Source organism: Thiohalorhabdus denitrificans, assembly GCF_001399755.1.
GTDB classification, from domain to species: domain Bacteria; phylum Pseudomonadota; class Gammaproteobacteria; order Thiohalorhabdales; family Thiohalorhabdaceae; genus Thiohalorhabdus; species Thiohalorhabdus denitrificans.
Genome location: NZ_LJCP01000008.1, coordinates 166,667 through 186,635 on the forward strand (window position 1 = coordinate 166,667; position 19,969 = coordinate 186,635).

A 19,969-nucleotide genomic window follows, 5' to 3' on the forward strand; every position below is an offset into this window, starting at 1 on the left:
TTACTCCCCGGCGGGCGCCACGTTGCACAGCCCGGACTTGAAGGGCGGGAAGCCGCTGATGGGATCGGGGTGGGCGTGGTCGGTGAGGCGGTTTACGTCCGCCCCGGCCCAGCCGTGGAAGCAGTGCACCACCCCGGGCTTCACCGCGTCGGTCACCTCGGCGGTGAAGGTCACTGCCCCGCGGGGCGTGTGCACCTCCACCGGCGCGCCGTCGGCGATCTCCAGCGGCTCGGCGTCCCAGGGATGGAGCTGGGCCCGCGGAACCGGATCCCGGGCGGCCAGGGAGGGGAAGCGCTGCTGCTGGGAGTGGGTGAAGTACTTGCTGCGCCCGCCGCTGGTGAGCACGAAGGGGTGCTCCCGGGCCAGTTCGGGGGTGGACGCGGGGCTCTCCGCCGGCTCGCGGTACACCGGCAGCCCGTCGTAGCCCGCCGCCCGCAGCTCCTGGGAGTCAAACTCCACCTTGCCGCTGGCGGTGGGGAAGCCCCGCACCTCGTAGAGCCGCTCGCCCTCGAAGGCCTCCTCGTCCAGGGCGTCCGCGAAGACCATGGCCCCGTCCGGGTCCTCGTAGGCCTGGCGGCGCACCTCCGGGGCCAGCCCCTCGGCGGCCTCCGCCCAGGACGCCGCCAGGTCGCCGTGCCAGAAGCGCTCCGCCATGCCCAGGCGCACCCCCAGGTCCAGGGCAACCTGGGCATCGGGCCGGGCCTCGCCGCGCGGCTCCAGCACGGAGTGGCGGTAGCGCACCTCGCCGCGGAACTGGCAGCCCGGGTAGGCCACCAGCGCTTCGCGCTCCAGGTTGGTGGCCGCGGGCAGCACGATGTCCGCCCGCTTGGCCGTCTCGGTGAGAAAGAAGTCGGAGCAGGCGAAGAACTCCAGGGCCTCCAGGGCGGCGAGCATGCGGCCGCTGTTGGGCCACATGGAGGCGTTGATGCCGATGGCGAAGAGCCCCCGGATGGGCTGGGGCTCCCCGGTGAGGATGGCGTCGGGCAGCAGCATGCTCTGGCCCGCCGGCCAGTAGCGGGTCCAGATGGGGTAGGTCTCCTCGCCGAGCCGGGGGGGAAGATCGTCGATGGTCTCGCGGAACAGGTCGATGGGCTTGGGCCGGACCTTGTCCAGGAAGAAGCGGTTGCCGCCGGGAATGTCCAGATTGCCGGTGGTGGCCGCCAGCAGAATGATGGCCCGGTGGTTCTGGAAGCCGTTGCTGTGCTGGACGGTGGCGGTGGGCGACAGGGCGATCTGGGCCGGACCGGAGGTGGCGTACAGCTCCGCGGCACGGCGAATGGCCCCGGCGTCCACCCCGCAGATGCGGGCCACCCGCTCCGGCGGGAATTCCCGCGCGTAGTCGCGGAGGCTGTTCCAGCCCAGGGCCCAGCGCTTGAGGAAGGCCTCGTCCGCCCAGCCGTTCTCGAAGATGACGTGGTGGAAGGCCAGCGCCAGGGCGCCGTCGGTGCCGGGTCGAATCTGCAGGTGGATGTCCGCCGCCTCGGCGGTCCTGGTTCGCCGCGGGTCCACCACCACCATGGCCCGTCCTTCCCGGCGCTGCGCCGCGTGATGCTCCTCGAAGGGCACCACCGAGGCCGGCGGGTTGGTGGACCACACGAGCAGGCAGCGGGTCTGCTCGGCCTCCAGCAGGCTGGCGGACTTGAGGCGGTAGCCCAGCGTCAGCTTCTCCGCCGCCAGGGTGGCCGAGAAGCAGCAGCCCGACTCGGTGAGGTAGTTGGGCGAGCCGAAGGCGTGGGCCAGGCGCTGCAGCTGCGGCCGCGCCTCCTTGGTGTAGCCGGCGAAGAAGGCCGCCTGCTCGGCCCCGTGGCGCTCGCGGATCTCCGCCAGCCGGGCGGCGATGGTGTCCAGGGCCTCGTCCCAGGAGATGGGCTCGAAGCGGTCGCTCCCCCTGGGGCCCACCCTCCGGAGCGGCTGGAGCAGCCGCTCCGGGTGGTACTGCCGCTCCAGCTGGGCGGCGCCCCGGGGACAGTCGGGGCCGCTCAGGTCCACGGCCCGGCCGGCGCCGTCGACGGCTACGTCGAAGGCGCAGTTGGCGTCGCATTCGTAGCAGGTGGTGCGCTTCCAGGTGGTGCCTTCCGCCGCCATGGACTCCCTTTCCATGCCCCCCCTGATCGGAGGGGACGCCGTTTGCCCGACTCAAAAAGGCGGGCATTCTGGCATATTCGGGCGGCCGATGGAGAGGGCGACGCGAGCCGGAACCGGAAGGAGTCGAGGGGCGCCTCAGGCTGGTCCCTCCGCGCCGCGCCACAGGCACCGCCCGAACCAGAGGCCGAACAGGGGGCCGGCGGCGAGCGGCAGCAGGAGGTAGGCCGGCGGCAGGGCGTAGCGGACGGCCGCCAGCAGGGCGAGGCTGGCGACCGTCACGGCGAAGCCGATGGAGTTGGCCAGGGTCAGGGCGGAGCCCACCAACGCACGGGGGGCATGGCGGGCGTTCAGGGCGGAGAACTGCGGCGAGTCTCCCGCCACCGTCACCCCCCAGACCAACAGGAAGGGCACGAGCAGGCCTTCCGGGGCCGCGAAGGCCAGCGGTGAGGCCAGGCAGCACAGCCCGGACACCGCCAGCTGCCCCAGGGCCACCGGGCCGCTGCCCAGGCGCCGGGCCAGGAGGCCGCCGCCGGCACAGCCCAGGGCCCCGGCGGCGATCACGCCGAAGGTGAGCAGGGCCGTCTCGTCCACCGGGAAGCCCCGGGCCAGCAGCCACACCGGCACGAAGGCCCAGAAGGCGTAGAGCTCCCACATGTGGCCGAAGTAGCCCAGGACCGCGGCGCGGAAGCGGGGCCGCCGGAAGGCCCCGAGCACGCCACCGAAACGCACCGGGCCGCCCCGCGCCAGGTAGGGCCCCTCCGGAACGCGCCCGACCAGGAGGCCGCCGAGGACCGCCGCCAGCGAGGAGGTCCCCAGAACCAGCCGCCAGTCCCAGGCCGCGCCAAGGGCACCTACCAGATGCGCCGAGGCCGTACCCAGCACCAGCGCCCCCACCAGGAAGCCCAGGGCCAGGCCGAGCCCGCCCCGATACCAGCCCGCGGCGATCTTCATGCCCACCGGATAGACCCCGGCAAGGAAGAAGCCGGTAAGAAAGCGGACGGCCAGCACCGCCTCCAGCGAGCCCGGCACCGCGGCCACCGCCAGATTGGCCGCCGCCGCGATCAGTGCGGAGCCCAGGAAGACCCGACCGGGATGGAGGCGGTCCGCCACGCCCAGCAGGGCGAACACCAGGGTGCCGCTTATGAAGCCGAGCTGCACCGCCGCGGTTACCAACCCCTCCCCGCCGGCCAGCCCCCAGCGGGCCTGCAGCTCCGGTATCACGGCGTTGGCGGCGAACCAGACGGAGGTGGCCAGGACCTGACCCAGGACGATGGCGGGCAGAATCCAGCGGGGGACGGCTTCCGGCTCGGCGGGATGGTCGTCGGCTTGCACCGGGCTCGGCTCCGGGAGGGGTTCATGGCCTCCAGCAATGGTACCCTCTCCGCCCTCCGGGAACAGAGGCCCGAACCAGTCGGAGGAAGGCGTGGCCCACTACGACGTGGTCATCATCGGCGCCGGCGCCGCCGGGCTCATGTGCGCCGCCACCGCCGGGCAGCGCGGCCGGCGGGTGCTGGTGGTGGAGCACGCCGGCAAGGTGGGCAAGAAGATCCTCATGTCCGGCGGCGGGCGCTGCAACTTCACCAACCTCCACACCGGCCCCGAGCACTTCCTCTCCGCCAACCCCCACTTCATGAAATCGGCCCTGGCCCGCTACACCCAGTGGGACTTCCTCGCCCTGGTGGAGCGCCACCGCATCCCCTACCACGAGAAGAAGGCCGGCCAGCTGTTCTGCGACCGCAAGGCCAAGGACATCCTCGGTATGCTGCTGGAGGAATGCCGGGCTGGCGGGGTGACCATCCGCACCAAGTGCGCCGTGCGGGACCTCACCGTGGACTCCCCCCACCGGATCGCCACCGACCTGGGGGAGTTCACCGCCGACTCCCTGGTGATCGCCACCGGCGGGCTGTCCATCCCGCGCATGGGCGCCACAGCCTTCGGCCTGGAGCTGGCGGAGCGGCTGGGCCTGGCCATCCAGCGGCCACGGCCCGCCCTGGTGCCCTTCACCCTGCCCCGGGGGCAGCGCGAGGAGCTGGCCGAACTGTCCGGGATCTCCCTGGAGGCGGAGGTACGCTGCGGGGACGCGGCCTTCCGCGAGGCGGTGCTGTTCACGCACCAGGGCCTGTCCGGCCCGGCCGTCCTCCAGGCCTCCTCCTACTGGACGCCCGGAACACCGGTAACCATCGACCTCCTGCCGGACCTGGACCTGGAGGAGACCGTGGCCGCGGCCCGGCGCAACCACCCCAACCTCCACCTGAAGAACCTGCTGACCGACTTCCTGCCCCGGCGGGTGGCCCAGCGCTGGTGCGCCCAGCGGGTGCCCGACAGGCCCCTGGGCCAGCTCTCCCGGGCGGACCTGCAGCGGGCCGCCGAGCACCTGCACCGCTGGACCTTCACGCCCGCCGGCACCGAGGGCTACGCCACGGCGGAGGTGACCCGGGGCGGCGTGGACACCGGGGAGCTCTCCTCGCGGACCATGGAGGCGAAACGGTATCCGGGGCTCTACTTCATCGGCGAGGTGGTGGACGTCACCGGCCATCTGGGCGGGCACAACTTCCAGTGGGCCTGGGCCTCCGGTCACGCCACGGGGGAGGCGGTCTAGCGCCGGCGGGAGGTCAAGCGCCCCCGTCCTCCAGGAGGGCGGGCAGCCCGCGCAGGCAGGGAAGCTCGTGGTGGGGCCGGGCCAGGCCATCGGGCCAGGAGGCCGCGGCCCGGTTGATCCAGACGGTCCGGGCGCCGAGATCCCGCGCCGCCTGGACATCCCGTACCGGATCGTCCCCCATGTGCACCAGGGCGGTGGCGGGAAGGCCCAGCTCGCCGCAGGCGGCCCGGAACATGGCCGGATGGGGCTTGGGGGCGCCCACGTCCCCGGCGGACAGGACCAAGTCGAACATCCCGGCCAGGGGGGTGTGAGGGACGTGGGCGTTGCCGTTGGTCAGGGCCACCAGGGGGAAGCGGGCGCCCAGCCGCTCCAGAATCCCCGGTACCTCCTCGAAGGGGGTGACGCGGTTGCGCTCGGCGAGAAAGACCTCCATGGCGGCCTCGGCCACGCCGGGGGCATAGCCCGCCCGCTCCGCGTGCCAGCGCAGGGAGGCCACGCGCAGGGCGGTCATATCGGCCGCCAGGTCGGGATGGCGCTCGGCCATCTCCAGGCGGATGGCCCGCATCTCCTCCTGGCCGTATTCGGCGGTGATCCGCGGGCAGTGGGTGGCCAGCCAGCGGTACACCGCCCCCTCCGCCCGGGCGATCACGTCCTCGCAGGGCCAGAGGGTCTCGTCGAGATCGAAGGTCAGTGCGCGTTGTGGCTGTTCCATGAATCCGCTTTAGGGGTCTTCCGGGCTGCTCCTTGGAGGGATCACGTGCCAGGGGGTTCCCCAGTCCGGGAGGAGACCCCGCTCTTTCCCCAATTCCCTCCCCGGCCTTGCCATGCTTTAAAGGGGGAGGCTCCCCGGCCCAGCCCGCCGGGGCCCCCTCGCGCTCGGAGTCGCTGATGCGGTTCTGGCTGCTGACCAACCCCCATTCCGGAGCGGCCGAACGGCTGGCCGGTCTCGATGCGGACCTCCGGCGGCAGGACGTCGAGGTCTTCACCCCCGACGGCCCGGAGGAGCTGCGCCGCCTCCTCGTAGCGGCCCGGGAGCAGTGCGACCGCCTGATCATCGCCGGCGGCGACGGCACGGTCCACCGGGTCGTCAACGGCATGGCCGGGGACTTCCGCCACCCGGCCCTGGCCCTCCTGCCCCTCGGGACGGGGAACGACCTGGCCCGCACCCTCGCCCTCCCCGGAGACCCGCAGGCGGCGCTGGAGCTGGCGCTCACCGCCACCCCCCGGCCCCTGGACCTCCTGGAAGTGACCTCCCCAACCGAGACCTGGTACGGGGTCAACGTCTGCGCCGGCGGCTTCAGCGCCGAGGTCACGGAGGCCGTGGACAGCGAAAACAAGCAGGCCTGGGGGCCCCTGGCCTATCTGCGCCAGGCCGCCGGCACCGTCACCGAGCTGCCCAGCCACGAGATCGCCCTGCGCTTCGACAACGAGCGCCCCCGACGGTACGACGCCCTGAACCTGATCGTCGCCAACGGCCGGACCGCCGGCGGCGGCATCACGGTGGCCCCGCGGGCCGATCCCCGCGACGGCCTGCTGGAGGTGGTCACGGTCCAGAACGCCCCGCGGCCCGATCTCGCCCCCCTGGTGCTCCGCCTGCTGGCCGGTGACTACACCAACAGCGACCTGGTGGCGACCCGCAGCGCCCGCTCCGTGGAGGTAACCAGCGACCGGGAGATCCTGTTCAGCACCGACGGCGAGCTCCGCCGGATGCAGGAGGTCCGCTTCCGGGCGCGGCCCGGGGCCCTACGCTTCGTGGCCGGACCCTCGTGAGCCGAGCCGTCAGTGGGATCCTGTCCGGTTTTTGCGGCCTGCTAGAATGGCGGCGCCCATACCCAGCAGAGCACCTCGATGACCATCTGGATCGACGCCGACGGCTGCCCCACCGACATCCGCCAGATCGTCCTGCGCGCCAGCCGGCGCACGGAGACCCCGGTGGTGCTGGTGGCCAACCGCGACCTGCCCGAGCCCAAGGCGCCCCAGGCCTCCACAGTACGGGTGGGAGCGGGGGCCGACGTGGCCGACAACTACATCGCCCAGCACATGGCGCGGGGGGATCTGGTGGTGACGGCCGACCTGCCCCTGGCGGCCGATGTGGTGGACAACGGCGGCACCGCCCTGTCGCCCCGCGGCGAGACCTACACCGCCGAGGGGGTCCGTCAAAAGCTCTCCATGCGCGATTTCATGGAGCAGATGCGCGGTGCCGGCCTCGCCGGCGGCGGCCCCGCCCCGCAGAGCAACCGGGACCGGCAGGCCTTCGCCAACGCCCTGGACCGCTGGCTGGCCCAGCAAAGTCCGGACTGACCCGCCCCCGTATACAGGTACCCGTAGGAGCGGCGGTCCCCGCCGCGACCTCCCGAAAAGCCCCCTACCCCCTCGTAGGGGGCGTTCAGCCCGCTTCCAGCTCCTCCCAGCGCCGATAGGCCGCCTCCAGCTCCTCCCGGGCGGCGCTCAGCTCGTCGTTGAGGGCCTTCGGGTCCACCGCCGGATCCTGGTAAACGGCGGGGTCGGCGAGGCGCTCGGTCAGGGTGTTGACCCGGGTCTCCAGCTCATCGATGCGGTCGGGCAGCTCCGCCAGCTCCTTGCGCTCCCAGTTGCTGAGCCGCTTGCGGTCTTCGGTGCTTTCCGGCGCCGGTTGGGGCTTGGCGGCCTTCGCGCCGCTGTCCTTCTTGGCCTTGGCCGGAGCGGCCTCCTCCTTCGGCCGGCGCTCCAGGTACTCGCTATAGCCGCCGATGAACTCGTCCACCCGGCCGTCGCCCTGCATCACGAAGAGGCTGGTGACCACGTTGTCGAGGAAGGCACGGTCGTGGGAAACGATCAGCACCGTGCCCTCGTAGTTGGCCACCAGGTCCTCGAGCAGCTCCAGGGTCTCGATGTCCAGGTCGTTGGTGGGCTCGTCCATGACCAAGACGTTGGAATCGGTGGCGAACAGCCGGGCCAGCAGCAGGCGGTTGCGCTCGCCGCCGGAAAGCCGGGTGATCGGGGCCCGCGCCCGGTCGGGCGTGAACAGGAAATCCTGCAGATAGCCGATGACGTGGCGGCGATTGCCGTTGACGGTCACGTGCTCGCCGCCGTCGGTGACGTTGTCGGCGGCGGTGGCGCCCTCGTCGAGCAGGGCGCGCTGCTGGTCGAAGTAGGCCACCTGCAGGTTGGCCCCGGTCTCCACGGTTCCCTGCTGGGGCTCCAGCTCGCCGAGCAGCAGGCGGATCAGGGTGGTCTTGCCGGAACCGTTGGGACCGACTATGCCGATGCGGTCGCCGCGGCCGATGATGGTGGAGAAGTCCCGCACGATGGGCTGGCCGTCGTAGGCGAAGGAGACTCCCTCCGCCTCCACCACCCGCTTGCCGGTCTTCTCGGCCCGGGAGGCCTCCATACGCACGCTGCCCTGCTGCTCCCGGCGCTGGGCCCGCTCCTTGCGCATCTCCTGCAGCTGGCGGACCCGGCCCATGTTGCGCTTGCGGCGGGCCTTGATGCCCTGGCGGATCCAGGCCTCCTCCTCGGCCAGCTTCTTGTCGAAGCGGGCCTGCTCCTGGGCCTCGGCGTTCAGCCGCTCCTCGCGGCGGCGCAGGTAGTTGTCGTAGTCCCCCGGCCAGCTGGTGATCCCGCCGCGGTCGATCTCCACGATGCGCGTGGCCAGCGCGCGCAGGAAGCTGCGGTCGTGGGTGACGAACACCAGCGCCCCGCCGAAGCCCTTCAGGAAGTCCTGCAGCCAGATGATGTTGTCGATGTCCAGGTGGTTGGTGGGCTCGTCGAGCAGCAGCAGGTCCGGCCCCTGCACCAGGGCCCGGCCCAGCAGCACCCGCCGCTTCATGCCTCCGGACAGGGTGGCGAAGTCGGCGTCCTCGGGCAGGCCCAGGCGGGTCACCACTTCGCTGACCCGGGAGCTGACGTCCCAGCCGTTTTCCTCGTCGAGCCGTGCCTGCACCCGGCCCAGGGCCTCGGCGTCCTCGGCGGTGGCCAGATTCTGGCTGAGGCGGTGGAACTCGGCGAGCAGGTCGCCCAGGTGCCCCAGCGCCCCGGCGACCACGTCGTACACCGAGCCCTCCGTGCCCTGGGGCACCTCCTGCGTGAGCTTGGCGATCCGCAGGCCGGGCTGGGGCCGTACCTCCCCCTCCTCCGGCTCCACCTCCCCGGCCAGCACCTTGAGCAGGGTGGACTTTCCGGTCCCGTTGCGGCCCACGATGCAGACCCGCTCGCCGGCCTCCACAGCCAGGTCGGCCTGCTCGATCAGGGAATACGGGCCGCCGACGTTTACCTCGACATTCTTAAGCGTAATCAGGGACATGAAGCAATACCGTTGTGCAGCCAGAGAAACGGAAGGCGCCCCTCCCGGAGGCAGGGGCCGCCAGGGAGGTGCGCCGGGGAAGGCATGGTAACCGCTTTTCCCGGAATCGCCGAAGCCGGGCCGAAGCGGGGACGACCATTGTCAGAATTTACATGTCCCGCAGCGGGAGCGGCCGCCCGGAACATCTCCTGTCCATGGCGTAATAATCGGTTTTTGGAAACAAAAATAACCAGACCCACCCGGCCGCCGAACCGGACGTCGCCCACCCTCCAGGGTCCACCCTCCGGGGCATTTTTTTACAGGACGCCCGCACCAACCCACCCTCGGCGTTCCGCCGGTCCGCCTCCCCTTTTCAGGGGGAGGAGCTAGCCCTTGAGAATAGGGGATTTATCGCTCCCGCCTTGTAGGCCTCGGACCTTGGCACCCTTCTTGCGGTTCCCCCGGTAACGACCGGGACAATCGGGCCTACGGAGCCTGTGGACCACCGAGCCCGGTCCGGCGCGCCGCCCGGATGTCCGCCCGGGCGGAGGTACATGCTCCACCAGCCGAAAGAGGCCTGACATGCGGATCATGGTAACCGGCGGCGCGGGCTTCATCGGCTCCGCCCTCGTCCGCCAGCTGGTGACCGAGACGGACAATACCGTCATAAACGTTGACAAGCTCACCTATGCGGGAAACCTCGAATCCCTTGCCGGGGTCCGCTTCCATCCGCGGCATACCTTCGAGCGCACGGATATCTGCGAGCCGGAGGAGGTGCGGCACCTGCTCGAAAAGCACCGCCCGGACGCCTTGATCCACCTGGCGGCGGAATCCCATGTGGACCGCTCCATCGCCGGCCCCGGGGCCTTCATCCGGACCAACATCCAGGGCACCTTCAACCTGCTGGAGGCCGCCCGGGCCCACTGGGAAGGGCTGACCGGACCGGAGCGGGAGCGCTTCCGCTTCCTGCACGTCTCCACCGACGAGGTGTTCGGCGATCTGGCGCCCGAGGATCCGCCCTTCACGGAGCACACCGCCTACACCCCGAGCTCGCCCTACTCCGCCTCCAAGGCCTCCAGCGACCACCTCGTCCAGGCCTGGCACCGCACCTACGGGCTGCCCGTTCTGCTCACCAATTGCTCCAACAACTACGGGCCCTACCAGTATCCCGAGAAGCTCATGCCCCTGGTGATCCTGAAGGCCCTGCGGGGCGATCCTCTGCCCGTCTACGGGACAGGCGAGCAGAGCCGGGACTGGCTGTACGTGGAGGACCACGCCCGTGCCCTTCGCCACATCCTGGACAGGGGGCGGCCGGGCCGGAGCTACAACATCAGCGGGGCCTGCGAGCGAACCAACCTGGAGGTGGTACACGCCCTGTGCGCCCAGCTGAACCGGTTGGCCCCGCATCCGGAATATTCCTACGAGCGCCTCATCCGGTTCGTTCCCGACCGGCCCGGCCACGACCGGCGCTACGCCCTGGACGCCACCCGGCTCTTCCAAGAGCTGGGTTGGCGTCCCGCCGAGAGCTTCGAGTCGGGCCTGGCCAAGACCGTGCGGTGGTACCTGGACCACCGGGACTGGATGGAGCGGGTTCTGCACGGCTCCCCCGCCCATTGGGCGGCCGGGGAGGCCTACGGCCGGGAGGCCACCGGCTGAGGACGACCGGACCCGTTCGGCGCGAGCCGGACGGCCTCAATGCACCGAGCCGGGAGAAGCGGCACCATGGAACGCAAGGGCATCATCCTGGCCGGCGGCAGCGGCACACGGCTCTTTCCGGTGACCCGTTCGGTCTCCAAGCAGCTGCTGCCGGTGTTCGACAAGCCGATGATCTACTACCCCCTGTCCACGCTGATGCTCACCGGCATCCGGGACATCCTGATCATATCCACCCCGGAGCACACCCCCCTGTTCCGGAACCTGCTGGGCGACGGCAGCCAGTGGGGAATCCGCCTGCACTACACGGTGCAGAAGGAGCCCAACGGCCTCGCCGAGGCCTTTATGGTTGGCGAGGACTTCCTCGACGGCCATCCCAGCGCCCTGATGCTCGGGGACAACATCTTCCACGGCAACGACCTGCGCCCCATGATCCGCCGGGCCGCGGAGCAGCCCGAGGGGGCCACGGTCTTCGCCTACCCGGTAAGCGACCCGGAGCGCTACGGCGTGGTCTCCTTCGACGAGGAGGGTCGCGCGGTGAGCCTGGAAGAGAAGCCTGCGGTCCCCCGCTCCCGCTACGCGGTGACCGGCCTGTATTTCTACGACGCCGACGCCGTGGAGCTGGCCCGGGAGATCGAGCCGTCGGAGCGGGGCGAGGTGGAGATCACGGACCTCAACCGCGCCTACCTGGAACGGGACAGCCTGCGGGTGGAGGCGCTGGGGCGGGGCACCACCTGGCTGGACACGGGGACCCACGAGTCCCTCATGCGGGCCAGCACCTTCATCGAAACCCTGGAGAAGCGCCAGGGGCTCAAGGTCTGCGCCCCCGAGGAGACCGCGTACCGCATGGGGTACATCGACGCCGAGCAGGTCCGGGAGCTGGCCCGGCCCCTGGGGAAGACGGGCTACGGTCGCTACCTCCTGGACATCGTCGAGGAGCGGATCTTCTAGCCCGTTATCCGGCGGGGGCCAGGCTCAGGCCTCCTCCCCCGTGGCCTGGTGAAGGTGCTCCCGGAGGCGGTCCACCTCCTCGGCGAACCCCGGGTCGAAGGCCAGCCGGCCCCGCAGTCGCCCTACGGCGTTGCTCATGGTGGCCACGTCCCGGTTCATGCGCTCCGCCGCCTCGCTCAGGGTGGAGGCCCCGGTCTCGATGGCCAGGTAGGCCACCACCGCCCTTGCCCGGCTGGCCAGATGGCCCCGGTCGCCCGAGCGCAAGCGATCCACGGACAGGCCGAAGTATCCGGCCACGGCTGCCTCCACGGCGCTTATGCACCCCGCCAGGGGGCTCCGGGACTCCGGGGAATCGCCCTGGCGGGCCCGGAAGTCCTCACCCCCCAGGCACCCGTCCTGCGCCGCCTCCAGGGGCGACCAGGAGCGCTGGGGCTCCGCCAGGCCCTCGTCGACGAAGCGCGCGTACTCCCGCCGGGCACGCCCCGGCCGTTCCGCCAGATCCGCGAGCACCCGCTCCCGGGTCAGCCACCACACCTGCTCCTCGTCCAGGTAGGTCCGATGTCCGCTCCAGGGATAGGAGGCCGGTTCCGGGGCCAGGCCCGCGGTTGCCGGACGCGCGTGGATGTAGCGGGCCACCTCCAGGAGGTAGGCTTCCGGGTCCAGCAGCAGGGCCTTGTACCGGCCCTGGAACAAGTGGCCGGAGCGGCCGCGGTGCTTGTTCGCCCTGCGGGTATAGCGGAAGGATAGATTCTGCATGATCTTGGAGAGGGGAACCTCGTCCACCTCCAGGAGCAGGTGGAGCCGGCACGGCTCCCAACAGTAGGCGTGGATCCGGTGCCCGAAGCGGTAGATGCCCTCGCCCACCAGATCCTCCAGGTGGGCGCGCTCCCCCTCGTCGGCCACCACGGTCTGCTCCCCGTTGCCGAGAAGCGTGACGTAGTAGAACCCACCCGGAACGTGGATGCGGGGTGTCCTGGCCATAAACCCAAGCTAGCAGGGCCGTAAGCGGCCCGTAAAAGCGCGAGGTCAAGACCCTGGCTGGCGGTTCGGGCGGGAAATCCGGTACATTAGGGCGGCCCCTAACCCCAGTACCGAAGAACCCCATCAGGAGCCCGCCGGGGACCATGCAGACGAAGCCGACGCCCCTTACCGAGTCCATCCGGTTCTTCTCCCGGTTCGCCACCGATCCGTCGGCCGTGGGCGCCGTGGCTCCCAGCTCCTCCGCCCTGGCGCGGGCCATGGTGACGTGGATCGACTGGTCCGAGGTGGACCGGGTGGCGGAGTACGGGCCGGGGACCGGGGCCTTCACCCCCCAGATCCTGGCCCACCTGGGGGAGGAGGACCGCTTCTTCGCCGTGGAGCGGGATGCCGGGCTGGCGCGGCGGTTCCGGGCGCGCTTCCCCGGCACCTCCCTCTACCAGGACTCGGTGGAGAACATCGCGGCCCTCTGCGAGCGGGAGGGCCTGGAGGGGCTCGACGCGGTCATCTGTGGCCTGCCCTGGGCCAGTTTCACCCCCGACCTGCAGCGGCGCCTCCTGGAACAGACCGCCGGGGTTCTCCGCGAGGGCGGCTACTTCGCCACCTTCGCCTACGTGAGCGGCTTCGCCGTGCCCGGAGCGCACCGCTTCCAGCGCCTGCTTCCCGAGCACTTCTCCCGGGTGGAGCGCAGCCCCGTGGTGTGGCGCAACCTGCCCCCGGCCTTTGTCTACCGCTGCCGGCGCTAGGCGCTCCCTCCGCCGACGGCCCGGCCGCGCCTTCCTGGAGCTGGCTGTGAGCGGGGAATGGGTGGTCTACATGCTCGAGACACGCGCCGGCAGCCTCTACACCGGGGTGACCAAGGACCTGGAGGCCCGCTACCGGGCCCATGCGGCCGGGACGGGGGCCCGGGCGGTCCGTCTGGCGGGAGGGCCCCGCCGGGTCCTCTGGCACCGGGAGGGCCTGGCCAAGGCCGATGCCTTCCGCCTCGAGCGGGCCATCAAGCTCCTGCCCCGGGAACGCAAGGACCAGCTCGTGGCCCGGGGCCTGGCGGCGGTGGGCCTGGGGCCCGACGGCCATCCCGACGGCTGACCCCCAGCCCTGGACGCCTCAGGCCGGAGCCTTCTCCGCCGACAACCCTTTTCCCACGCATCGATCTCGGGAGCCGGCGAGGGGTTGTCCCACCCGCCCTAATCCCGCAAAATTTTTACGGAAAAGACCGGCCTGGGAGCCGGGAATCCTTCCCCACCCGAGAGGAGGTTCCTATGGGCTACCTGATGATCGGCGCCTGCCTGGTGCTCGGCGTGGTGGGATTGGGCCTTGCCCTGATGGTGATCGGGACCACCGCCAGTGGGCCCACGCCGTCGGTGAACGACTGACCGCGCCGGCAAGCGGGCCCGGGACGGGAGGCGGCCGGTGGGGCTCACGGCGCCACCGTGCGATTCTCCACCTCCCGGGTCCCTTCCACGTACCACGCGTCGTGCTCGGCCAGGGCTCGCTCCCGCTCGCTGTGGACCGTCCCGCCGAGCACTACCGTGCCGTCCCGCGCCTGGACGTTGATCAGGCCGGCATCCAGCCAGGTGTCCTTTTCCAGGGCCAGCCGCACGGCCTCCGAAAGCTCCCCGGCGTCGTCCTGCTCGGCGGGGACTACCGTCAGCCCATCCACCACGTCGCGCGTACCCGGGATCCACCAGGCCAACAAGGCCGCCATACGGCGATGGGAGTGGCTGTTCACGGTGCCCTCGAGGCTCACGTGGCCCTCCGCCACGCTGAAGCGGATGTCCCCCTGGGCCTCCTCCGGATCCCGCAGTATCACCTCCTTCCCCGTCTGGTCGATCATGCGCAAGGCATGCTCCCCGAACACCGGCTCCCCCAGCAGGGCCGTGCGCACCTGGTCCAGGATCTCCCCATCGGTCTGGGGCTCGTCGGGGCGGACCGTGAGCTCGTCCACCACCTCCGCCACGCCCTCCACGCCCGCGGCGATCCGCGGGGCCCGGCGCTTGTGGGCGATATCCGCCACCTCACCCTCCAGGTGGACCGTGGATCCCTCCGGCCGTACCTGCAGGGTGGCGTCGTGCAGGTTGACGCCCGGATCGAATTCCAGGGCCGCCCGCACGGCCTGCTCCAATCCTTCGTTGCCGCTCATTGTTCCCTCCTCGGCGCTATGGGGCCTGACGCCCCGGACCCTCCCAATGTAGGCACAGTCCAGGGCCGGGGTGGCAAGCAGAGCGGCGTTAGGTGGTCTCCCCACGCGGGCATCCCCTACCCGGAGGCACACCCGCCTGGATTGTTCACCAAAACCCGGAGAATCTGTCCCCCGATGACGACAGTTTGGAGACAACTATGTCCTTGGGGTGGCAATGATCAGTGGTTTCTGATAAACGGGGTGCAGCCAGAAGCACGGGCTCTTCATACCGCAAGAGGGGAGAATCCATCATGAGCCAACCGGAGCGTCTGCTTCATGTCGGCGCGCTAGTCCTGGGGACCGCACTCGTGGCCTCCGGCTGCGCCAGTCAGCCCAAGGCGGAACAGCCCGCCGAACCCGAGCAGGAGGAACAACCGGAACCGACCGTCCAGGAGCGGGAGGCCCCCGAGCCTGAGCCGCAGGCCACCGCCGTGGAGCCGGAGGAGAAGCGGGTCGCCAACGGCATGCTGCGGGCCGTCCCCGGCGAAGATCAGGGCACCTACACCGTGGGCCAGGGGGACACCCTCTGGGACATCGCCGCGGCCGAGGCCATCTACGGCGACGCCTTCGCCTGGCCCCTGATCTACAAGCACAACAGCGACAAGATCGAGGACGCCGACCTCATCTACCCCGATCAGGAATTCCTGATCCAGTGGGAGGTGGGATCCACGGCCTACGACGCGGCGGTCCGCCACGCCAAGACCCGTGGTTCCTGGAGCCTCGGCCGGACCGAGCGCTCCGACCTGGAGTACCTGGAGGCCAACTAGCCTCCTGCGAACCGCGGAAGAGCAACGGCGGCCCGCGGGCCGCCGTTTTTTTGCGCTGTCACGCGGCTCCCTGGGGGCATGGACGTCTCCCCGCTTTTGGGCGAGGATGCCGGGGAGTCCCCAACCCGAGTTCCGGCCCGTTCCCATGGCCCCACCCGCCCATCGGACATCGACCGCGGCATGTGGCCCCCTGCGGGGAGCGACCCCCTGGGCCTGGCTCGCCGCCCTGCTTGTCCTCCTGCCCCACCCTGGAACGGCCCAGGATGCGCCCCCCGTTGAGATACAGCCCGCGGAGACAGCCCCCATCGTAGAGGAGGTGCGCGTCACCGGTACGGTGACCTCCCCCAGGGTGGCGCAGGTCTCTACATCGGTGGGCGGGCTGGTGGAGGAGATGCACGTGGACAGCGGCCACTGGGTGGAAGCGGGGGAGCCTCTGCTGGAGCTGGACCGGGAGCTGGAGGCCTTGCAGCTGCGCCAGGAGCAGGCCGCGGTGAAGGAGGCCCGGGAGGAGCTCGCCGACGCCCGCCGGCGCCTCTCCGAGGCCGAGCGGCTGGCCCGCGACCAGAACCTCCCCGAATCCGAGCTGCGCGCCCGGGAGGCGGAGGTGCGGGTGGCCACCGCCACCGTGGAGCGCCTGCAGGCCCGCGCCGACCACCAGGCGGAACGGCTGGAGCGTCACCGGGTGGAAGCGCCCTTCACCGGCGTGGTGGCCCGCAAGCGTACCGCCGCCGGCGAATGGGTGGAGCCCGGCACCCCGGTGGTGGAGCTGGTGGCCCTGGAGGAGCTGCGCCTGGACTTCCAGGCCCCCCAGGCCCATTACCCCCGCATCGACGAGCAGACCCCGGTACGGGTTCACCTGGAGACGGCTCCGGACAACCCGCTGAAGGGCGAGGTGGCGGCCACCATCCCGGTGAGCGATCCGGAGGCGCGCACCTTCACCGTGCGGGTCCACGTGGACCGCGACGCGGCGCCCATCACCCCCGGCATGGCCGCCAGCGCCACCCTGCTGCTGGAAACCGACCGGACCGGGGTAGTGGTGCTGCGGGATGCCCTGCTGCGCCACCCCGACGGCCGGGAGACCGTCTGGGTGGCCCGGGAAGAGGACGGCAAGCTAACGGTGCGGGAGCGCCGGGTGGAGACCGGCCTGACCTTCGACGGACAGGTGGAGATCCGCTCCGGCCTCGAGGACGGGGACCGGGTGGTCACCCGGGGCAACGAGTCCCTGCAGGAGGGCCAGGAGGTGCGCCCGGTCGATGACGGCTAGCGTATCCCGGCATACGGCGGAGGGGTCCGGCCCATGTTCGAGGGGCTGATCCGCCACGGCATCCTCACCACGGTGGTGGTGCTGATCGTCACCGTCCTAGGCCTCGTCGCCGCCCTGCGCATCCCGGTGCAGATGATCCCGGACCTGGAGGTGCGCACCGTAACCGTCGAGACCACCTGGCCGGGCGCCACGCCCCAGGACATCGAGAAAGAGATCCTCATCGAGCAGGAGGAGTACCTCCGCAACCTGCCCAACCTGCACCGCATGATCGCCCGGGCCTCCAGCGGCGAGGCGGAGATCGAGCTGGAGTTCCCCTACGGGGTGGACATGAACGAGACCCTCATCCGGGTCAACAACGCCCTCAGCCAGGTCCCCTCCTACCCCGAGAACGTCGATCAGCCGCGCATCTACTCGGCCTCCTTCTCGCAGAACTCCTTCATGTACCTGCGCGTCGCCCCTCTGCCGGGCAACCCGCGCGACCTGGACATGAACATGATGCGCGACTTCATCGAGGACAACGTGCGCACGCGCATGGAGAGCGTCCAGGGGGTGTCGCAGGTGGACGTGGGCGGCGGCGCCGAGCGTCAGATCCAGATCCGCCTGGACGCGGCCCGGCTGGCGGAGCGCAACCTCTCCGTGGCCGAGGTGCGCGAGGCCATCCGGGACCGCAACCAGGATGTCTCCGGCGGCGACGTGGAGTCGGGCAAGCGCCGCTACCTGCTGCGCACCATCGGCCGCTTCGAGGATTTGGCAGACCTGCGCCGTATGGTCCTGGTGCGTCGCGGCGATTCCGTGATCCGCCTCGGCGAGGTGGCGGAAGTCGAGCTGGGCCACTTCGAGCTGCGCGAGCACTCCTACGTCAACGGCGAGCCGGTGATCCGGCTCTCGGTGAACCGGGAGACGGGCTCCAACGTCATCGACATCAAGGAGGCCCTTCTCCCCAAGATCGACGTCATCAACCGCGAGGTGCTGGAGCCCGCGGGCATGGAGATGACGCTCACCACCGACGACGTGCGCTACGTCACCGCCTCGCTGGCCAACGTCTGGAAGAATCTGGCCCTCGGCGCGGCCTTCGCCACCCTGGTGATGTTCCTGTTCCTGCGCTCCGGCCGGGCCACCGCCATCGGCGTCATGGGCATCCCCATCTGCGCCATCGCCGCCTTCCTCGGCCTGTTGCTCACCGGACGCACAATCAATGTGGTCTCCCTGGCCGGGGTGGCCTTCGCCATCGGCATGACCCTGGACAACAGCATCGTGGTGCTGGAGAGCATCGAGCTGGAGCGGCGCAAGGGCAAGGGCCGCTTCGACGCCGCGGTGGCGGGCGTGCAGCGGGTGTGGCCGGCGGTGCTGGCCTCTACCATGACCACGGTGCTGGTGTTCGTGCCCATCCTGTTCATCGAGGAGGAGGCCGGCCAGCTATACTCGGACGTGGCCATCGCCATCGCCGCCTCCATCCTGGCCTCCATGCTGGTGGCCATCACCGTGCTCCCCACCGCCAGCGCCCGGCTGGCCTTCGGCGGCGGGACGGGGGCCGGCGGGACGGGCCTGCGGGAGGGCATCCTGCGGGGCGTGGCGGCTTTCACCGCCGCGCCCTGGCGCCGAGTGGCCACCATGGCGGTGGCGGGGGCGGTGGGCTTCAGCATCTGGTACTGGTTGACGCCGCCCGCCGAGTATCTTCCCGAGGGCGAGGAGGCCAAGACCTTCGCCGCCATGAACGCCCCGCCCGGCTACAACCTGGAGACCATGGCGGAGATCGGCGAGGAGCTGCACGCCGAGTTCCTGCCCCACCTCGACGCCGACCCCGCCGCCTTCGAGCGCGGCGAGGCCGAGATCCCGGCGCTGGCCTACTTCATCATGTTCGTGCGGCCCCAGCAGATCTTCGTCATCACCGAGTCCAAGGATCCGGACCACATCTTCGCCCTCATGGACGTCCTCCAGGAGAAATACGCCGAATACCCCGGCATGCGCGCCTTCGCCTCCCGCGGCTCCATCATCACCAGCAACGAGGGCGGCACGCGCAGCATCAACCTCGACATATCCGGCGCGGAACTGGCGCCCATCTACGAAGCCGCCCTGGCCGCCTATCGGCGATCCGAGGAGGTCTTCGACGACCCCCGCATCCAGGCCAACCCGTCCACCCTGTCGCTGTCCCAGCCCATGCTGGAGGTCCACCCCGACTGGGACCGCGCCAGCGAGCTGGGCATGACCGCCGGGGACCTGGGCTTCACCGTGGCGGCTTTAACCGACGGCGCCTTCGTGGACGAGTTCTTCCTCGCCGACGACAAGATCGACATCTTCCTCTACAGCAGCGCCGGCCAGGAGGCCACCGTGGACGGCCTCGGCCAGCTGCCCGTCCACACGCCCCAAGGCACGGTCCTGCCCCTCGCCGCCATGGCGGAGGTGCGTGAGACCGTGGACACCAGCAACGTGCGCCGCGTGGACAGCCGACGCACCGTGAGCCTGAACGTCATCCCGCCCCGCGACGTGGCCCTGGAGACGGGGGTGGAGCGGGTGCGCGAGGAGGTAATCGGCCACTTGCGCCGGCAGGGGGAGATCCCCGCCAAGGTCTCGGTGGACATCACCGGCGCCAGCGACCAGCTGCGGAAGACCCGCGAGGCCCTGTCCGCCAACTACCTGGTGGCCGGGGCCCTCATCTACCTGCTCATGGTGGCCATCTTCCGCCACTGGGGGTATCCGCTGCTGATCATGACCGCCATCCCGCTCGGCGTCTCCGGGGGCATCCTGGGGCTGCGCCTGCTCAACTGGGCCGGCGCCGCCCTGCCCCTCGTGGGGCTCAACGCCGTGCACCAGCCCTTCGACATGATCGCCATGCTCGGCTTCCTGATCCTCATGGGCACGGTGGTCAACAACCCCATCCTCATCGTCCACCGCGCCGTGGAGAACGCCCGCGAGGCCGGCATGGCCGCGCGCGAGGCGGTGATGGAGGCGGTGGAGTCGCGCCTCCGCCCCATCGCCATGTCCACCATCACCACCATCTGCGGACTGGCGCCGCTGGTGCTCCTGCCCGGCGAGGGCACGGAGCTCTACCGCGGCGTGGGGGCCATCGTCCTGTTCGGCATTCTGGGCGCGGCGATCGTCTCCCTCACCTTCCTCCCCGCCCTGACCATGACCGTGCTGGGCTGGCGCACCCGCCTCGCCGGCACGGGCGACGGACGTCCGGGGGAGGCCTCCTGATCCCGGGCGGGCGCCGGCCGTTCCGGCCGGGCCC

The 19,969-nt window shown here is 70.8% G+C and carries 16 protein-coding genes; 10 read left to right on the forward strand and 6 right to left on the reverse strand.

Features of this window, described 5'->3' with window-relative positions:
• Together AN478_RS05770 and AN478_RS05775 are read right to left on the reverse strand one after the other, a co-directional pair.
• A complete protein-coding gene (locus tag AN478_RS05770; protein WP_054965663.1) occupies positions 1–2,085 on the reverse strand; it encodes a molybdopterin-containing oxidoreductase family protein in 2,085 nt (694 codons plus the stop codon).
• A gap of 135 nt (positions 2,086–2,220) precedes the next feature.
• Positions 2,221–3,417, reverse strand: a complete 1,197-nt coding sequence (locus AN478_RS05775; protein ID WP_054965664.1) for an MFS transporter — start codon at positions 3,415–3,417, stop codon at positions 2,221–2,223.
• A gap of 37 nt (positions 3,418–3,454) precedes the next feature.
• Between AN478_RS05775 and AN478_RS05780 the strand changes: the two genes are divergently transcribed.
• Positions 3,455–4,684, forward strand: a complete 1,230-nt coding sequence (locus AN478_RS05780; RefSeq protein ID WP_074471412.1) for a BaiN/RdsA family NAD(P)/FAD-dependent oxidoreductase — start codon at positions 3,455–3,457, stop codon at positions 4,682–4,684.
• Positions 4,685–4,697: 13 nt separating this feature from the next.
• Here the strand turns inward: AN478_RS05780 and AN478_RS05785 are convergent, their stop codons facing one another.
• Positions 4,698–5,396 carry an HAD family hydrolase gene (locus tag AN478_RS05785; protein ID WP_054965665.1) on the reverse strand — a complete coding sequence of 233 codons (699 nt, stop codon included), beginning with the start codon at positions 5,394–5,396 and terminating at the stop codon, positions 4,698–4,700.
• 176 nt (positions 5,397–5,572) lie between these two features.
• Between AN478_RS05785 and AN478_RS05790 the strand changes: the two genes are divergently transcribed.
• On the forward strand, positions 5,573–6,454 hold the full coding sequence (locus AN478_RS05790; protein ID WP_054965666.1) for a diacylglycerol/lipid kinase family protein: 882 nt from the start codon (positions 5,573–5,575) through the stop codon (positions 6,452–6,454).
• Positions 6,455–6,532: 78 nt separating this feature from the next.
• Entirely contained in the window at positions 6,533–6,985 is a 453-nt protein-coding gene (locus AN478_RS05795) for a YaiI/YqxD family protein (RefSeq protein ID WP_054965667.1), read from the forward strand.
• Between the two features lie 85 nt (positions 6,986–7,070).
• Here AN478_RS05795 and AN478_RS05800 read toward each other — a convergent pair whose 3' ends face one another.
• Complete coding sequence (locus tag AN478_RS05800) at positions 7,071–8,966, reverse strand: ATP-binding cassette domain-containing protein (RefSeq protein ID WP_054965668.1); 1,896 nt, start codon at positions 8,964–8,966, stop codon at positions 7,071–7,073.
• A 561-nt stretch (positions 8,967–9,527) separates the two neighbouring features.
• Between AN478_RS05800 and rfbB the strand changes: the two genes are divergently transcribed.
• Both rfbB and rfbA read left to right on the forward strand, forming a co-directional pair.
• Positions 9,528–10,601, forward strand: a complete 1,074-nt coding sequence (gene rfbB / locus AN478_RS05805) for a dTDP-glucose 4,6-dehydratase (protein ID WP_054965669.1) — start codon at positions 9,528–9,530, stop codon at positions 10,599–10,601.
• Between the two features lie 66 nt (positions 10,602–10,667).
• A complete protein-coding gene (rfbA, locus tag AN478_RS05810) occupies positions 10,668–11,549 on the forward strand; it encodes a glucose-1-phosphate thymidylyltransferase RfbA (RefSeq protein ID WP_054965670.1) in 882 nt (293 codons plus the stop codon).
• 24 nt (positions 11,550–11,573) lie between these two features.
• Here rfbA and AN478_RS05815 read toward each other — a convergent pair whose 3' ends face one another.
• On the reverse strand, positions 11,574–12,530 hold the full coding sequence (locus AN478_RS05815) for a helix-turn-helix domain-containing protein (RefSeq protein WP_074471411.1): 957 nt from the start codon (positions 12,528–12,530) through the stop codon (positions 11,574–11,576).
• 143 nt (positions 12,531–12,673) lie between these two features.
• Between AN478_RS05815 and AN478_RS05820 the strand changes: the two genes are divergently transcribed.
• Both AN478_RS05820 and AN478_RS05825 read left to right on the forward strand, forming a co-directional pair.
• Positions 12,674–13,273: a class I SAM-dependent methyltransferase gene (locus AN478_RS05820; RefSeq protein WP_231627339.1), complete on the forward strand. Its 600-nt coding sequence runs from the start codon at positions 12,674–12,676 to the stop codon at positions 13,271–13,273.
• A gap of 46 nt (positions 13,274–13,319) precedes the next feature.
• Positions 13,320–13,616: a GIY-YIG nuclease family protein gene (locus tag AN478_RS05825; protein ID WP_231627340.1), complete on the forward strand. Its 297-nt coding sequence runs from the start codon at positions 13,320–13,322 to the stop codon at positions 13,614–13,616.
• Between the two features lie 331 nt (positions 13,617–13,947).
• On the opposite strand, the gene AN478_RS05830 is transcribed toward AN478_RS05825, so the two are convergent.
• Positions 13,948–14,670, reverse strand: a complete 723-nt coding sequence (locus AN478_RS05830) for a BON domain-containing protein (RefSeq protein WP_054965672.1) — start codon at positions 14,668–14,670, stop codon at positions 13,948–13,950.
• A gap of 290 nt (positions 14,671–14,960) precedes the next feature.
• Here AN478_RS05830 and AN478_RS14350 point away from each other — a divergent pair, with 290 nt between their 5' ends.
• The 3 genes from AN478_RS14350 to AN478_RS05845 all read left to right on the forward strand — a co-directional run bounded on the left by AN478_RS14350 (position 14,961) and on the right by AN478_RS05845 (position 19,935).
• Complete coding sequence (locus AN478_RS14350) at positions 14,961–15,476, forward strand: LysM peptidoglycan-binding domain-containing protein (RefSeq protein WP_231627341.1); 516 nt, start codon at positions 14,961–14,963, stop codon at positions 15,474–15,476.
• A gap of 145 nt (positions 15,477–15,621) precedes the next feature.
• Positions 15,622–16,740 (forward strand): efflux RND transporter periplasmic adaptor subunit, encoded by a 1,119-nt coding sequence (locus AN478_RS05840; RefSeq protein ID WP_176758768.1) that lies wholly within the window; start codon positions 15,622–15,624, stop codon positions 16,738–16,740.
• Positions 16,741–16,773: 33 nt separating this feature from the next.
• A complete protein-coding gene (locus AN478_RS05845; RefSeq protein ID WP_054965674.1) occupies positions 16,774–19,935 on the forward strand; it encodes an efflux RND transporter permease subunit in 3,162 nt (1,053 codons plus the stop codon).
• Positions 19,936–19,969: the final 34 nt, after the last annotated feature.

Excerpts from the sequence above, each read along its gene's own strand:
- AN478_RS05820 (WP_231627339.1), top strand. The coding sequence starts at position 12,674 with ATGCAGACGAAGCCGACGCCCCTTACCGAGTCCATCCGGTTCTTCTCC.
- AN478_RS05840 (WP_176758768.1), top strand. The coding sequence starts at position 15,622 with ATGGCCCCACCCGCCCATCGGACATCGACCGCGGCATGTGGCCCCCTG.
- AN478_RS05795 (WP_054965667.1), top strand. The coding sequence starts at position 6,533 with ATGACCATCTGGATCGACGCCGACGGCTGCCCCACCGACATCCGCCAG.
- AN478_RS05800 (WP_054965668.1), bottom strand. The coding sequence starts at position 8,966 with ATGTCCCTGATTACGCTTAAGAATGTCGAGGTAAACGTCGGCGGCCCG.
- AN478_RS05770 (WP_054965663.1), bottom strand. The coding sequence starts at position 2,085 with ATGGCGGCGGAAGGCACCACCTGGAAGCGCACCACCTGCTACGAATGC.
- AN478_RS05830 (WP_054965672.1), bottom strand. The coding sequence starts at position 14,670 with ATGAGCGGCAACGAAGGATTGGAGCAGGCCGTGCGGGCGGCCCTGGAA.
- AN478_RS14350 (WP_231627341.1), top strand. The coding sequence starts at position 14,961 with ATGAGCCAACCGGAGCGTCTGCTTCATGTCGGCGCGCTAGTCCTGGGG.
- AN478_RS05815 (WP_074471411.1), bottom strand. The coding sequence starts at position 12,530 with ATGGCCAGGACACCCCGCATCCACGTTCCGGGTGGGTTCTACTACGTC.
- AN478_RS05790 (WP_054965666.1), top strand. The coding sequence starts at position 5,573 with ATGCGGTTCTGGCTGCTGACCAACCCCCATTCCGGAGCGGCCGAACGG.
- AN478_RS05785 (WP_054965665.1), bottom strand. The coding sequence starts at position 5,396 with ATGGAACAGCCACAACGCGCACTGACCTTCGATCTCGACGAGACCCTC.
- AN478_RS05845 (WP_054965674.1), top strand. The coding sequence starts at position 16,774 with ATGTTCGAGGGGCTGATCCGCCACGGCATCCTCACCACGGTGGTGGTG.
- AN478_RS05780 (WP_074471412.1), top strand. The coding sequence starts at position 3,455 with ATGGTACCCTCTCCGCCCTCCGGGAACAGAGGCCCGAACCAGTCGGAG.
- rfbA (WP_054965670.1), top strand. The coding sequence starts at position 10,668 with ATGGAACGCAAGGGCATCATCCTGGCCGGCGGCAGCGGCACACGGCTC.
- rfbB (WP_054965669.1), top strand. The coding sequence starts at position 9,528 with ATGCGGATCATGGTAACCGGCGGCGCGGGCTTCATCGGCTCCGCCCTC.